Consider the following 14,948-nt stretch of genomic DNA (forward strand, 5'->3'; position numbering starts at 1 on the left):
ACCCTCCGGACGGCGATGGACTACTCGGCGGGGATCTGGTTCAGGACGGCGAACTTGTCCGCCGCACCGCCGTTGGAGGCGACCACGATCTTGCGGGTGATCGTGTGGTCACCGCCGGCCGGGATCTCCAGCTTGAACTTGCTCATCGTGAAGTTGCTCTGCGAGTAGCCGGTGAAGGGACCGCTGGCCGCGCTGTAGACCAGGCCGTAGGTCTGGTTGTCCGGACCCGTGCCGGCCTGCCCGATCCAGCGGTTGGCGTTCGGCACCTGGCTGAACGGCCCGCCACTGGTGACCACCGGGAACCCGGACACCGCCGACCGTGATCCGGCGCCGTCGTGGTCCAGCGCGTCACCGGCCCACACCGACAGCGCGGCCGCCGAGTCGTTGCTGAAGGTCGTCGCCGCGGTGATGAACTGGTCGTCCGCCGTCGCGCTGTACGTCGTGACGATCTTCAGCCCGGGGTGCTCGGCCGACGTGCCGGTGACCCGGACGACCGCCTTGTCGCCGGTGTTCTCGACGATCTGCACGTCGGTCGACCGGGTCTGCAGCTGCTGCCACGCGCTGCCGCCGACGGGTTCGGCGGTGCTCACGTAGGGCAGGTTGATCCAGTCGAGCTGGTCCGGCTGACCGGTGATCGCCATGTCGAGCACCTTGCCGGTGGTCGACGGCGACAGCTGCGGGTCGTTGTAGACCTTGGCGATCGCCATCGCGAGGTGCTTGTTCTCGATCACGATGTCGCCGGGTCCGCCTTCGACCAGGCCGCTCGGCAGCCGCTTGCCGATGCTCGCGTCGACGTTCACCGGAGAGATCTCGAGGTTGACCTCGGTCGCTCCGCCGGAGCCGACCTCGAGCTCCTTGGCGGCCGTGCCGAAGCCGAGCTGCGCCACCTGGATGGTGTACTTGCCCGGCCCCTGCGGCAGCCCGAGCCGGTAGTTGCCAGCGGCATCGGTCGAGGTGAATCCGATGGCCGAACCACTCTGCACCACGCTGACCGTCGTACTGGCGGCCGGTGCTCCGGTGACCTTGTTGGTCACCTTGCCGGTCACGACTGGCCAAGGCGCGACCGCCGTACCGCCCGGGGTGAAGGCGTACAGGTTGCCGTCGAGGGCGCCGACGACGACCGTGTTGCCGCTGACCGCGGGACCCGCCGACACCCAGGTGCCGATGTTCTGCTGCCAGCGCGGCTGACCCGTCCCGGCGTCGAGCGCGTAGAAGCCGCCGCTGTTGGCGCCCACGAACAGCGTGTTGCCGGACAGCGCCGGCGAGGTGAAGGACCCACCCCGGTACTGCGAACCCGGCAGCAACTGGTCCCAGATGACCGCGCCGGTGGTGGCGTTGAGAGCGGTCACCGCGCCGCTCGGGAAGGACATGTAGACGGTGTTGCCCTTGATCGTGGCCGCGGACGGGGTCGCTCCGCTGCTGACCAGGGACGGGTGCAAGCTCGTGTAGCTCCACAGGACCGCACCGGTAGCTCCGTCGCGGGCGACGATGCCGTTGTTCGAGCCGATGAAGACCCGGCCGTCAGCCGCCGACGGGATGCCGTCCTGCCAGCCGCCGAGGGTGTCCGTGCCGGTCCACAGCTTCTGCCCGGTCTTCAGGTCGTAGGCGATCACGACGCTGCCGTCCTGGTTGCCAACGTAGACCCGGCCGTCCGCGACCGCCGGAGTTCCGTCGCTCATCGTGTTGCCGGCCATCGGCGAGGCCCAGATCCGCTGACCCGTCTTGGCGTCGAGCGCCAGCAGGATGCCGGCCGCCGCCTCGCCGAAGCGGGTCTGGTACGGGAACAGAACCTTGCCATCGGCAACGGTCACGCCGTAGTAGCCGTAGGTGCGCTGGTTGTTGCCTTCCGGCGCCCCCTGGGGGTCGTTGCGCCACAACAGCGTGCCGGTCTTCGCGTCCAGGGCGAACAGCGTGCCCCGCAGCGTCGGCACGTAGACGATGCCGCCGGAGACCGCGATGCTGCCGTGCACCGACGACGGAACCGTGTAGCTCCACAGCTTCTTGCCGGTGACCTGGGAGACCGCGTGCACGGCGCTGTTGCCCTCGCCGTTCTCGTCCCGCGTCCCGGCGTACACGACGCCGTCGACGATCGCGGGCGAACCGGTCAGGAAGGTGCCCTTGGTCCGGTACGACCAGGCCAGCCGCTGGCCCGGGCTGATGGCGTCGGCCGCGACACCCGCGTGCGACGCGTCGCCGTGGTGCTGGGACCAGTTCGCCCCGACGACCGGCTTGATCGCCTTCTCGTTGGTGAGAGTGAACTTCGACGAGGCCTTCCAGGACGCGCCGGTCTTGTCGAACACCTCCACGTCCACCGTGTGCTTGCCGATCTTCACTTCTGCGGGCAGACCGGCGTACCAGGTGAACTCACCCGTCGAGCCGAGCGGCTTCCAGGCCGAGCCGTCGACCCGGAACCGCGCCTTCACCGGCGCGTCGGTGGTGTCGTACGCGTTGACCTGGATGCCCGGGAACTTGTCCAGCGGGACCGACGTGCCCGGAGCGGGACTCACGATGGTGAGGTCCTTCTCCGCGCCGTAGATCCGGAACGGGTTGTCGAAGGTCTTGTTGTTCATGTTGATGAACCGGAACCCGCGCGGCGAGTTGTCGATCGTGTACGAGCTCGACACCGTCTGGATGTGCTTCGCGGTGCCGGCGAAGTCGCTCTTCGGCTCGACGTCGTTCGAGTGCTCGTGGCCGACCAGGATCAGCTCGGCGCCGTACTGCTCCAGCACCTTGCCGAACTCGTCGTAGACCGAGGGCGACCCGAACGGCACGTTCATCGGCTGGTGGGTGAGCACCACCAGGTGCTTGCCCGACTTCACGTTCTGCGCGAGGTCGGCCTTGACCCACTCCAGCTGCTCGGCGAACGGCGCGGCGCCGTTGTTCTCCAGCACCAGGAAGTGCCGGTCGCTGTAGTCGAAGGAGTACCACTCGGGGCCGACGTGCTTGCGGTAGTTGTTGATCCGCGCGGCGTAGGTGCTGCCGGCGGCGTACTCGTGGTTGCCGACGGCCGGCCAGACCGGGACCTTCGATCCCGCGGTGCTCGCCTTGTAGAACTCGAACTCCGAGTCCGTCGCGTTGTTCGTCAGGTCGCCGCTGACCTGGATGAACGCCAGGTGCTGCTTGGTCGAGTTGATCTCCTCGATCTGCTCGGGCAGCTGGGCGTTGACGTGCGGGTCGGCGACGTTGCCGAAGGTGAAGCCGCCGTCGGCGGAGGCCTTGTCCTTGCGGAGGCCGAAGTTGACCTCGCGGGTGTCGCCGGCCGCGAGCGAGCCGAGGTTCCGGTAGAACTTCGGCGTCATGTTGTCGTCGGTGCCGACGGAGTAGCCGGCCGGCTGGGTGACGAAGACCAGGTCGACGTCGCGCCGCTCGGTGTCGGACTGGAAGGTGTAGCGGCCTTGGCTGTCGGTGACGACGATCTGCTGACCGTCGGACACGCTGACGCCGGCCAGGCCGGTCTCGTTGGTGTCGATCCGGCCGTCGCTGTCGCGGTCTTCGAAGACCGTGCCGGAGATGGTGGCGCTGGGCGCGTCGACCGCGTCGGCGAGCGCGCCGGTCAGCGGCACCCCGATGACGAGGGCGGTCAGCCCGGCGGTGGCGCCGTAGAGCACCTTGTGCCAGGTACCGATCCGTGGTCGATCGGAGGAGGGCCCGCCGGGACGGGGCTTGCCCAAAAGGGGACTCATGCGAGGAAGAACCTTTCTACGAACCAGAAGAGGCCGAAGGCGGCGACGACCCCTGTCGCCATACGTTGCGCCGGCACCCCGAAGCTGGTCTTCCGGACCAGCAGGAGCAACGGGAAGACCGCGACCAGCAGGAGCGCCTGGCCCGTCTCGATACCGACGTTGAAGCTGAGCAGCGAGACCAGCAGGTCTGCGCTGACCTCATCGGTGATCCGCAGCGACCCGGCGAAGCCGAGACCGTGCAGAAGACCGAAACCGAAGACCACCGGTAACCGGTGGCGGGTGGAGCCGAGCAGGTTCTCCACCGCGACGAACGCGATCGACAACGCGATCAGCGGCTCGACGACGACGGCGGGCACGTTGATCCCGCCGACCAGGGTGGAGATCAGCGTGACGCTGTGGGCCAGGGTGAAGGTCGAGGTGACCTGCAGCAGGCCGCGGAAGCTCTTGGCGCCGATGATCAGCGCGATCACGAACAGCACGTGGTCCAGGCCGAGCAGGATGTGCTCCACGCCCATCTTGCCGAACTGCACGCTGGACGTGACCATCGAGCTGTCACCGACGCTGAAGTCGTGGTGGCTGCGGTCGAACACGGTCCGGCCGGTCCGGTCGCCGAAGTGGTACTCGACCAGGTTGGTGTGATCGTCGGCGACGGCCTCGGAGTCCTCGAAGACCTTGTACTGCAGGTGGTACGACCCCTGCGACCCGGCGCAGGAGTAGGTCAGCGCGAGCTCGGCGTACGCCTTCTGCGCGCGCTGCGAGACCGAGGTGCTCTGCAGCACCGGCTCGCAGGCGGCCCCGTCCAGCGAGACGACGACCCGCGGGTCCAGGTACTCCTCGAGCCGGTCCTTGGCACCCTCGAGCGCCTGCTTGCGGTGGTCGTCATCGGTCGCGGGGGCGCCGAGATCGACCGCCCGGGCCAGTACGTCGTACTCCAGGCTGAGCAGGTAGTTCACCTGCTGGCCGTCCTGGGTGACCGTCGAGTATCCCGTCGAAGCGATCACGTGCGCCTGGGCGGTGCTCACCCCGAACCCGAGCAGGAAGAACACCAGACCGCAGAACGTCATCCATCGCCGCATGAGACGACATCTCACGCGACCCGGACGACCACCGGGTGTCCGATCAGGAAACTATTTACCGTTATAACGCGGCAAGCAGTAACTACCTGCGACTCCGTCGCAGCGGATCGGTCAGAGAACGGGCAGCAGCTTGTTCAGCTCGAACGGCGTGACCTGGCGGCGGTAGTCCTGCCACTCCGCCCGCTTGTTGCGCAGGAAGAAGTCGAAGACGTGCTCACCGAGCGTCTCGGCGACGAGTTCGCTGTCCTCCATCGCCTGGATCGCCTCGGCCAGGCTGCTGGGCAGCGGCTTGATCCCGAGGGCCTTGCGCTCGCGAGCGGTCAGCGACCAGACGTCGTCCTCGGCCTCGCGAGGCAGCTCGTACCCCTCCTCGATGCCCTTCAGCCCGGCCGCCAGCATCAGCGCGAACGCGAGGTACGGGTTCGCCGCCGAGTCCAGCGAGCGGAACTCCACCCGGCTCGACTGCCCCTTGTGCGGCTTGTACATCGGCACCCGGACGAGCGCGGAGCGGTTGTTGTGGCCCCACGAGATGAACGAGGGAGCCTCGTCGCCGACCGCGAGCCGCTTGTAGGAGTTCACCCACTGGTTGGTGACGGCGGTGATCTCGGCGGCGTGGTGCAGCAGCCCGGCGATGAACGCGCGGCCGGTCTTGGACAGCTGGTACTGCGCGCCGCCCTCGAAGAACGCGTTCCGGTCGCCCTCGAACAGCGACATGTGGGTGTGCATTCCCGAGCCCGGCTGGTCGCTCAGCGGCTTCGGCATGAACGAGGCGTAGATGCCCTGGCTCAGCGCCACCTCCTTCACCACCACCCGGAAGGTCATGATGTTGTCGGCGGTGCTCAGCGCGTCGGCGTACCGCAGGTCGATCTCCTGCTGGCCCGGGCCGCCCTCGTGGTGGCTGAACTCGACCGAGATGCCCATCGACTCGAGCATCGTGATCGCCTCGCGGCGGAAGTCGTTGCCGATGCCCTGCGGGGTGTGGTCGAAGTACCCGGAGGAGTCGACCGGTTCGGGGTACGTGCCGGGCGCGCCGGACAGCGACTTGAACAGGTAGAACTCGATCTCGGGGTGGGTGTAGAAGGTGAAGCCGAGGTCGGCCGCCTTCGACAGGGTCCGCTTCAGCACGTGCCGCGGGTCGGCGAAGGACGCCGAGCCGTCGGGCATGTTGATGTCGCAGAACATCCGCGCGGTGCCCATCGTCTCGCCCCGCCAGGGCAGGATCTGGAACGTCGACGGGTCCGGCTTGGCCAGCATGTCCGCCTCGGTCACCCGGGCGAAGCCCTCGATCGCCGAGCCGTCGAACCCGATCCCCTCGGCGAACGCGCCCTCCAGCTCGGCCGGCGCCACCGCGACCGACTTCAGGAACCCGAGCACGTCGGTGAACCAGAGCCGCACGAACCGTACGTCGCGCTCCTCGAGCGCGCGCAGCACGAACTCCTGCTGCTTGTCCATCGGCGAGTCCACCTCTCATGCGTCGGAAAACACTTGTCGAGCGAGCCTCACACAGTGTGCCCCGGCTGTGTTAAGCAGACGTTACGTGTTGCCGGGCGCCTCCGGCGAAACCGGCCTCGGCGTACCGTACAGCCGTGGCCCAGAGTCCGATCCAGAGTCCGATCCCGAGTCCGATCCAGACCCCGATCCTGATCTTCGACGGCGACTGCGCCTTCTGTACGACGAGCGCCCGCTGGCTGCAGGGAAAACTGGGCGGAAGCGTCCTGGTGGAGCCCTGGCAGTTCACGGACCTCGCGGCGTACGGGACCACCGCGGAGCGGGCGACGTACGAGGTGCTCTGGGTGGACGCGGCGGGGCGGATCCACGGCGGCGCGCAGGCGTTCGGGCGCTGGCTGATCCACAGCGGCGGTGCCTGGCGGGTGCTCGGCACCGTGATCACGCTCCCACCCGTGCGCTGGCTGGCGGCGGGCGTCTACCGGCTGATCGCGAACAACCGGGAGAGGATGCCCGGCGGCACGCCCGCCTGCGCCCTGCCGCGTCATACCAGCACGCCGGAGGACTAATCTTCGTCGGGTGCAGACGATCTTCCACGCCGCCCTGATCGTGGCCGGGCTCCTCTGCGCCAGTGATCTGCTGCTAAGCACGGCCCGGTACGTCCGTTCGATCCAGCAGAAGCGACCCGCCGAGCTGGATGTCCTCGGGCGCCGCTGGCTGCCGATCCCGGAGCTCGGTTTCGGCATGTTCGCCTTCTGCTGCCCCGGCCTGGTCACGCTCGCCCTGACCGACGCCGACGGCACCCTGCCGACCAAGCAGATCCTGCTCGCCGCGTTCGTCTTCGGGTACGCCGGTGCGGTGCTGTCCCGAGTGGTCCGTACTCCGGGCCCCGGCGGCCGCCGCTTCCGGCTACGCGCCGGCCTGCTCCTTGGCCTGCCGGCTCTCTTCGGCCTGGTCTTCGGCCTCTCCGGTGTCGCCGGCTGAGCTGCTTGAACTGTCCGGGCTGTTCGAGCCCCGGCGCTGCTGGAACCAGGGCACGATCCGCTCCATCGGCGCGAACGCCAGCCAGCAGACGACCGTCGGCAGGAAGTGGATCAGCAGGATCGCCGTGTTCGCGACGTGGAAGCCGATGAAGAACAGCGCGCCCAGCAACTGCCAGCGGCCCTTCAGCCAGAGGATCACCGGCGACAGGAACTCGCCGATGATGCCGACCCACTGCATCACGTGCAGCATCCACGGGTGGTGCAGCAGCCATTCGCCGACCGGATGCGGCCGCCGCACGATCGCCCACGTCAGGATCGCGCTGCCGGGCCACGCCAGCGTCCACCCGGAGCCGCGGAGCTTCGCGATCGCGGACAGGAAGTAGGTGGCGATCACCGAGATCTGGACGCACTTGATCGCCCAGCCCGCCGCCTCGGACCTGGTCTGGTCCGCGTACGGCGAGATCTCCCGGCGCCACTTCCAGTTCCAGCCCTCGGTGCGCGGGGCCACCGTCGGCAGCACCCAGAGCGCGACCACGAGAGCCAGGTGGTCGTGGTCGACCTTGCCGTCGCTCATCCCGATCAGCACCCACCAGGTGAACGCCGGGGCGACGATCCAGCCGGCCAGCCGCGGCAACCTGTTGGTGGATGCCACCAGGCAAGCGACGATCAGTACGACGTACAGGGTGGTCGTGTTCGCCACGGACGGCTTCGGCAGGTCGAACAACCGGGCCAGGAACAGCGGCTGGTAGAGCCCGGGGTGCTCGCCCTTGAGCCGGGTGTCCCGCACGAACGCGTGCATGTCGAGGATGACGAACAGGTAGAGGATCGTCCGCAGCCACGCGATCCGCGCCAGCGCGATCGCCGGGGTGAACCAGTTCAGGGCTCGTTGCGTCCGGGTGGCTTCCGTGCTCATCGGTGCACCTGCCAGGTGGCGAGGACCTCGGACTTCGGCGGGCCATCGACCCGGCCCTTCACCAGCGTGGTGGTGTCCCGGATCAGCTCGAGCTTCACGTACTTCGGCTGGTCCGGGTGCTTGCGCGCCCACCCGTCGGCGACCGACTGCAGCAGCGACGGGTCCGCGACGATCTCCCCGGTCCGGGCCTCGATCTCGGCCCGGGCCACGCCGGCGCCCTCGATGTTCAGCGGTACGTCGACCGTGGTGCCGGCATCGGTCTGCGCGCTGATCCGGGTGTAGGTGATCGACGCGTCGTCGGCCACCGCACCGGCGTACTGCGACATCGGGCCGAACGGCCAGGCGTCGTCGGTCGCACGCACCGAGCCGTTGATCAGCAGCGCGATCCCGACCAGCGCGACGAGGATCCGGACCGCCTTGCCCACCCTGCCCAGCCGGATGTCCGAGCCGTCTGGTCTGGCGCCGTCCTCCGTCCGCTGCTGCCCGCTCGTCACGCCGCCATTACACACCAGCCGGGTTTCACCCTCCGGCAGCGCCGTGGTGAGAATGTGGGGCGGACGCGCAGCGAAGGGACACCAGGATGCCCACCATCCAGCAGATCGCCGAGGCCTTCTCGAGCCACCAGTTCCGGGAGGTCTACGACTATCTCCACCCGCAGGTCGAGTGGGTGCTGGTCGGCGCCGCCCGGCTGGAGGGACCCGACCAGGTGAAGGTCGCCTGCGAGCAGTCCCTCGAGCAACTGTCCCGCACCTCGACCCAGTTCCTCCGGTTCAAGAGCGTGGTCGGGACCGACGCGGTCGCCGTCGACACCGTCGCCAAGTACGTCGACGCGAGGTGGCAGAGCTCGTTCGTCCGGTCCTGCGACGTGTACGAGTTCGTCCAGGGCTGGCTGGTCGGCATCACTTCCTACACCGCGGAGATCGAGGCTGACGACGTCCGGTAGGTGAACCGGCGGATCAGCACCTCCAGCGGTCCCCGCCGGCCGGTCCGCCGCATCCAGTCGGCCATCAGCACGGTCGTCAACCAGGTCGCTGTCGCCAGCAGCGCGGTCGTCGTGACGGTCAGGTCGTCTGCCAGACCACCCAGGTAGGGGGTGAAGGCAACGGCCCAGACGATCGATTGGAACAGGTAGCAGGTCAGCGAGCGCTGCCCGACCGCCGCCACAGCCAGGGTGATCGGCCCCGGCCCAGCGCTGAGCCGCCTAGCGATCAGCACGATCAAGGCGGCATAGCCGAACCCACCCAGTACTCCCGTCGCGTCGTGCAGCGGCCCGATCAACTCCAGGGTGTCGGTGCTCGGCTTGCTGATGACTCGGGCGAGCATCAACGACGCCGGCTGGGCCCCGGCGACGGCTGCGCCGACACCGACGATCGCTGTCCAGCGGAGCAGCGCGAGATGCTTCTGCGGCTGCTCGAGGATCCGCCGTCGACCGGCCCAGACGCCGACGAGGAACGGGCAAGCGAAGCCGATCGGACCCAGCAGCGCGATGAACGGATGCACCACGACTCGCTCGGCGAACCCGGTGAAGAGGTCCGGCGACAGCATGGAGCGGTCCGGCGCGTCCGCGCTGATCGCCATCGAGTCGGCGCTCGGCAACCAGCTCAGCAGGTAGAAGAACAGCGCGACCAGCAGGATCGTCCTGTCCTTCCAGCGCAACGCCCAGACGCCGATGAACAGCAGTACGCCGTACGCGCCCAGGATGTCGCCGATGTAGAACAGCATCGCGTCGGCGAAACCCAGCACGACCAGGAACAGGGACCGTCGCCAGAGCAGCAACCTGGTCGATCGCCAGGACCGGCCGGCCTCCGTCTGCCGCGCCGCGATCCGCGCAACGCCGTACCCGAACAGCAGGCCGAACAGCGGGAACGCCCTGCCGTCGACGAAGGTCGCGATCAGCCAGGTGACCACCCGATCGAGGCCCGAACCGTCCTGCGGGAACCCGCCGAGCACGGACCTGCTCTGCAGGAAGTAGTGCGGGTTCGCCAGCGCGATGAACAGCAGCATGAACCCGCGCGCCAGATCGGGCCCAAGCGCCCGCGCCGAAACCCCCGTCGGTCCGCTCTCAGGTCCGCTTTCAGAAGAAGTCACTCCCCCACTGAAGCGGCTGCGCAGCGGTCCGGCAGCCGCACAAAGTATCGGCCGCCGCGACCTTCGTCTGTCCGCTCGCGCAGAAATGGTCAAGATCCCGCAGACATGGTCGAAAGAGGAGCGACCGACCAGTAGGGTGCTCCCGTGCCTCAGCTACGGGTTGCTCTCGCTCAGCTCAACGTGACGGTCGGTGACATCGATGGGAACACCGACAAGATCGTTTCCTGGACGCGCAATGCCGTCGAGCGAGGCGCCCACGTGGTCGCCTTTCCCGAGCTGGCGCTGACCGGATATCCGGTCGAGGATCTGGCCCTGCGCCAGTCGTTCGTCACGGCGTCCCAGGTCAAGCTGCGCAAGCTCGCGGCCCGGCTGGCCGAGGAGGGTCTCGGCGAGATCGTGGTGATCTGCGGCTACCTCGACCGCGCCACCGGTACGGCGATGGGCATCGATCGGCTGGGTCGCCCGAAGGGATCGCCCACCAACTCCGCGGCCGTGATCCACCAGGGTGAGGTCGTCGCCAGCGCGGTCAAGCACCACCTGCCGAACTACGGCGTCTTCGACGAGTTCCGGCACTTCGTCCCCGGTGACACCCTGCAGGTGATCCGGATCCACGGCGTCGACGTCGCCCTGGTGATCTGCGAGGACCTCTGGCAGGACGGCGGCCCGGTGGCGGCCACCCGCGCCGCCGGTGCGGGACTCCTGCTGGTGGTGAACAGCTCGCCGTACGAGGCGAACAAGGACGACGTCCGCGGCGAACTGGTCACCCGCCGGGCCCGCGAGGCCGGCTGCCCGCTGGCCTACGTGAACCTGATCGGCGGCCAGGACGAACTCGTCTTCGACGGCGACTCGCTGATCGCCGATGCCGAGGGCAAGGTGTTCGCCCGCGCGCCGCAGTTCGAGCAGGGCAGCATGGTGGTCGACCTCGACCTGGCCGCCCCCACCGGTACGCCGGGCGGCGAGCACGAGGGCATCCGCATCGTGCACACCGTGCTGCAGGATGACCCGCTGCCGGAGTACGAGCCGATCGCGAGCGCGCTGGCGCCGCGGCTGTCCGACGAGGCCGAGATGTACGGCGCGATCGTGACCGGGCTGCGCGACTACGTCCAGAAGAACGGGTTCAAGTCCGTGCTGCTCGGGCTGTCGGGTGGGATCGACTCCTCGCTGGTGGCCGCGATCGCCTGCGACGCGATCGGCGCCGAGCACGTGTTCGGCATCTCCAACCCGAGCGTCTACTCCAGCGACCACTCCAAGGACGACGCCGCCGAACTGGCCGCGCGGACCGGGCTGAACTACCGCGTGGTGCCGATCCAGCCGATGGTGCAGCCGTTCCTCGACACGCTCGGGCTGACCGGGCTGGCCGAGGAGAACCTGCAGGCGCGGGTGCGCGCGGTGATCTGGATGGGGCTGTCCAACGCCGACGGCCACCTGGTGCTTGCCTGTGGCAACAAGTCGGAGCTGGCCGTCGGCTACTCCACCATCTACGGCGACGCGGTCGGCGGGTACGCGCCGTTGAAGGACGTGCCGAAGACCGTGGTCTGGCGGCTGGCCAAGTGGCGCAACGCGGATGCCAAGGAACGCGGCCAGCAGCCGCCGATCCCGGAGAACGCGATCGCCAAGCCGCCGTCGGCCGAGCTCCGGCCGGGTCAGGTCGACACCGACTCGCTGCCGCCGTACGACCTGCTCGACGACATGCTGGACGACTACGTCGAGCAGGACCGCGGTACGGCCGAGCTCGTCGCCGCCGGGTTCGACACGGAGCTCGTCAGCAAGGTGATCCAGCTGGTCGACAAAGCGGAGTACAAGCGGCGGCAGTATCCTCCGGGTCCGAAGATCACCCACAAGGCCTTCGGCCGGGACCGGCGGCTGCCGATCACGAACGCTTGGCGTGAGGACGCGAGGAAGGTGAAGGAGACCTGAGCGGATCCTGGCGTAACCGCCCATTCAACGACAGTCCGTTCTTCCCACCGGAGTCTCCGGAGGCCGGGGACGACTGGGACGTGCCCGAACGCCGTAGCGATGCCGGCGCCACTGCAGGCCCGACCCCACCGCCCCGGCCGGGTGTGAGCGACCACTCACGCACGGGCGGTAGCGCTCACCCTCCGCAACGGTGGGACGATGAAGGCATGGTTGACAACTTCCTGTCGGCCGGTACCAACGGCGACGCCGATGACGAGATGCCGGCGCCGTACGGGACCGGACCGAAGAACCGGACAACCGAGGAGCACCACCGCTCGGAGTACGGCTATGCCGAACCGGACCGTTCCGGCGACGGCTGGCGCGACCGCTCGACCGCGCTCGACGGCCTCGACCCGTCCCCGTCGCTGCCGAACGCGCCCCGGTCCTACGAGCGTGGCCCCGTGCCCCAGCAGCCGTACGTCCCGAAGCCGCCGTTCCTGCCGAGTCCGCCGCCGGAGCCGGAGTACCCGACGGCCGGTGGGTATCAGCAGGGGTACACCGAGCCGTCGTACCGGGAGCAGTACCGCGAGCCGTCGTACGACGAGTCGCCGTTCGCGCCGCGACCTCCGTACGAGGAGCCGACGCAGGAACGTCCATTGCAGGAACGTGCTCTGCAGGAGCGGGCTGCTCAAGAGCGGGCCGCCCAGGAGCGCGCCGTCCAGGATCGTGCTGCGCAAGAACGTGCTGCCCAGGAACGGGCCGCCCAAGAACGTGCGACCCAAGAACGTGCTGCTCACGAGCGGGCTGTGCACGAGCGGGCTGCTCGTGAGCGTGCCGCGCACGAACGGGCTGCCCAGGACCGTGCGGCTCAGGAGCGTGCCGCCCAAGAGCGGGTGTCGCAGGAACGCGCTGCACAGGAACGTGCGGCCCAGGAACGTGCCGCGCAGGAGCGGTTGTCGCAGGAACGGTTGGCGCAGCAGGAGCAGAGTCCGTTCCGGACTCAGCCGCAGCAGAACCCGTTCGCTCCCGGTGCCGCCGGGGGCCAGCCGCAGAACCGTCCGGCTGCGCCAGGTCCTGGTGGCCCTGCGCCGGCTGGTGGCCCTGCGCAACCAGGCGGACCGGCACAGGCCGGTGCTCCCGGGCAGGGACCGCGTCCGGGTACGCCCGGTGCTTCCGGCAACGGTGTGACGCCGCACGGCTCGAGCAACGGCTGGAGCAACGCCACCCCGGGGTCGTCGCAGTCCAACGGACTCTCGACTCCCCCGCCACCGCCGGCCCAGCCCACCGCCAACCCATCGGCGAACGGACTCGGCTCGCACGGTCCCGGCTCCAACGGGCTCAGTTCGCATGGCGCCGGCTCCAACGGCCTGAGTTCGCACGGCCCGGGTTCGAACGGCCTCAGCAGCAGTCTGGGTTCCAACGGTCTGGGCTCCAGTGGTTCGAACGGCCTGCCCCTGGGCCCCGCGGCCGGTGGCCCTCAGCCGAAGGCCGCGAACGGCACCACGCCGCCCGCCGGCAACCCGGCACCCAACGGCCCGGCTGCGAGCCCGTCTCCTGCGAGCGCGGCTTCCAGCGAACCGCCCAACGGACCGACCGCAGGCGGCGGTGCTTCAAATGCCCCGGCCGACACGACGAACACCGCGGCGTCCAACGAACCCGCTGCGACCAGGACCGGACCGAGCCCTCAAGGTCCGACGGGCTGGACTGGTCCTGCGCCGACTCCCGGTTCGATCCCACCCAGTCCGGCGGCCAGCGCTGCCAACGGTTACCCGTCGGACCCGTCAGCGGAGTACGAAAGCAATGCACCTGTGAGCAACGCACCTGTGAGCAATGCACCTCCTTCGAGCGAGCAGCGACCCGCCAGGGCTCGCCGTCGTGCTGATGTGCAGCAGGACGCACCCAGCCTCGTCCGCCAGGACGCGGCAGGCTCGCACCGTGCCGGCCGTCGTGCCCAGCCGTCCGGCAGCACTCCCGGCACGGTCACCAACAGCACCGGTTCGACCGGCGCCTCGGCAACCACAGGCGCGTCCGGCGGTACTCCGACGGATCCGGGCAAGCGGCCGCGCAGGTACCGGATTCACCACCTGCGCGACATGAAGGGCCGCGGCGAGAAGTGGGCGATGCTCACGGCGTACGACCAGTACACCGCAGAGATCTTCGACCAGTCCGGCATCCCGGTGCTGCTGGTCGGCGACTCCGCCGCGAACAACGTCTTCGGCTACGAGTCGACCCTGCGGGTCACCGTCGACGAACTGATCCCGCTCGCGCGGGCGGTCGCCGGCGCGGTCGAGCACGCGCTGGTCGTCGCGGACCTGCCGTTCGGTTCGTACCAGGCGTCGCCCGAGCAGGCGTTCCACACGGCCGTCCGGTTCATGAAGGAGGCCGGTGTCCACGCGGTCAAGCTGGAAGGCGGAAGGACCGTCGTACCGGCGGTCGAGAAGCTGACCCAGGCCGGCATCCCGGTGATGGCCCACATTGGCTTCACCCCGCAGAGCGAGCACAGCATCGGCGGCTACCGCGTCCAGGGACGTGGTGACCAGGCGGCCGGGTTGATCGACGACGCGGTCGCGCTGGCCGAGGCGGGTGCGTTCTCGGTAGTGCTGGAGATGGTGCCGGGCGACGTCGCCGCGGAGATCACCAAGCGCATCCCGGTGCCGACGATCGGCATCGGCGCCGGCCGCGACACGGACGCCCAGGTGCTCGTGTGGCAGGACATGGCCGGGCTCCGCTCCGGCCCGATGCCCCGCTTCGTCAAGCAGTACGCCGACCTCCGGGGCATCCTCACCAGCGCAGCCACCACCTACGCCGCCGAAGTAGCCAACGGCACCTTCCCCACCGACGACCACACCTTCTGACTCACCGG

At 69.0% G+C, this 14,948-nt stretch carries 11 protein-coding genes; 5 read left to right on the plus strand and 6 right to left on the minus strand.

What is annotated here, in order from left to right; all coding sequences use genetic code 11:
- Positions 1-20: 20 nt before the first annotated feature.
- The 3 genes from ACFPJ1_RS31455 to glnA form a co-directional block, all read right to left on the minus strand.
- Entirely contained in the window at positions 21-3,683 is a 3,663-nt protein-coding gene (locus tag ACFPJ1_RS31455; RefSeq protein ID WP_380109455.1) for an outer membrane protein assembly factor BamB family protein, read from the minus strand.
- Complete coding sequence (locus ACFPJ1_RS31460) at positions 3,680-4,759, minus strand: HupE/UreJ family protein (protein WP_380109456.1); 1,080 nt, start codon at positions 4,757-4,759, stop codon at positions 3,680-3,682. Before ACFPJ1_RS31460 ends, ACFPJ1_RS31455 begins: the two co-directional genes overlap by 4 nt.
- Before the next feature lie 111 nt (positions 4,760-4,870).
- Complete coding sequence (gene glnA, locus ACFPJ1_RS31465; RefSeq protein ID WP_380109458.1) at positions 4,871-6,211, minus strand: type I glutamate--ammonia ligase; 1,341 nt, start codon at positions 6,209-6,211, stop codon at positions 4,871-4,873.
- A 134-nt stretch (positions 6,212-6,345) separates the two neighbouring features.
- Here glnA and ACFPJ1_RS31470 point away from each other — a divergent pair, with 134 nt between their 5' ends.
- Together ACFPJ1_RS31470 and ACFPJ1_RS31475 are read left to right on the plus strand one after the other, a co-directional pair.
- A complete protein-coding gene (locus tag ACFPJ1_RS31470; RefSeq protein WP_380109460.1) occupies positions 6,346-6,774 on the plus strand; it encodes a thiol-disulfide oxidoreductase DCC family protein in 429 nt (142 codons plus the stop codon).
- Between the two features lie 10 nt (positions 6,775-6,784).
- On the plus strand, positions 6,785-7,189 hold the full coding sequence (locus tag ACFPJ1_RS31475) for a hypothetical protein (RefSeq protein ID WP_380109463.1): 405 nt from the start codon (positions 6,785-6,787) through the stop codon (positions 7,187-7,189).
- Here ACFPJ1_RS31475 and ACFPJ1_RS31480 read toward each other — a convergent pair.
- Together ACFPJ1_RS31480 and ACFPJ1_RS31485 are read right to left on the minus strand one after the other, a co-directional pair.
- Positions 7,115-8,101 carry a hypothetical protein gene (locus tag ACFPJ1_RS31480; RefSeq protein ID WP_380109464.1) on the minus strand — a complete coding sequence of 329 codons (987 nt, stop codon included), beginning with the start codon at positions 8,099-8,101 and terminating at the stop codon, positions 7,115-7,117. The two genes, ACFPJ1_RS31475 and ACFPJ1_RS31480, sit on opposite strands and share 75 nt — an antisense overlap.
- Positions 8,098-8,595: a hypothetical protein gene (locus ACFPJ1_RS31485; protein ID WP_380109467.1), complete on the minus strand. Its 498-nt coding sequence runs from the start codon at positions 8,593-8,595 to the stop codon at positions 8,098-8,100. The genes ACFPJ1_RS31480 and ACFPJ1_RS31485 overlap by 4 nt, the downstream gene beginning before the upstream one ends.
- 86 nt (positions 8,596-8,681) lie before the next feature.
- Between ACFPJ1_RS31485 and ACFPJ1_RS31490 the strand changes: the two genes are divergently transcribed.
- On the plus strand, positions 8,682-9,044 hold the full coding sequence (locus ACFPJ1_RS31490; RefSeq protein WP_380109469.1) for a nuclear transport factor 2 family protein: 363 nt from the start codon (positions 8,682-8,684) through the stop codon (positions 9,042-9,044).
- On the opposite strand, the gene ACFPJ1_RS31495 is transcribed toward ACFPJ1_RS31490, so the two are convergent.
- Positions 9,008-10,189, minus strand: coding sequence for a DUF418 domain-containing protein (locus tag ACFPJ1_RS31495; protein WP_380109470.1), 1,182 nt, complete (start codon positions 10,187-10,189; stop codon positions 9,008-9,010). The genes ACFPJ1_RS31490 and ACFPJ1_RS31495 overlap by 37 nt on opposite strands.
- A 144-nt stretch (positions 10,190-10,333) precedes the next feature.
- On the opposite strand from ACFPJ1_RS31495, the gene ACFPJ1_RS31500 reads away from it, so the two are divergent.
- Both ACFPJ1_RS31500 and panB read left to right on the plus strand, forming a co-directional pair.
- On the plus strand, positions 10,334-12,106 hold the full coding sequence (locus ACFPJ1_RS31500; RefSeq protein WP_380109472.1) for an NAD+ synthase: 1,773 nt from the start codon (positions 10,334-10,336) through the stop codon (positions 12,104-12,106).
- Positions 12,107-12,312: 206 nt separating this feature from the next.
- Entirely contained in the window at positions 12,313-14,940 is a 2,628-nt protein-coding gene (panB, locus tag ACFPJ1_RS43355) for a 3-methyl-2-oxobutanoate hydroxymethyltransferase (protein WP_465261089.1), read from the plus strand.
- The last annotated feature ends 8 nt before the right edge of the window (positions 14,941-14,948 follow it).

The organism is Kribbella qitaiheensis (assembly GCF_042657745.1).
Taxonomy (GTDB): domain Bacteria; phylum Actinomycetota; class Actinomycetes; order Propionibacteriales; family Kribbellaceae; genus Kribbella; species Kribbella qitaiheensis.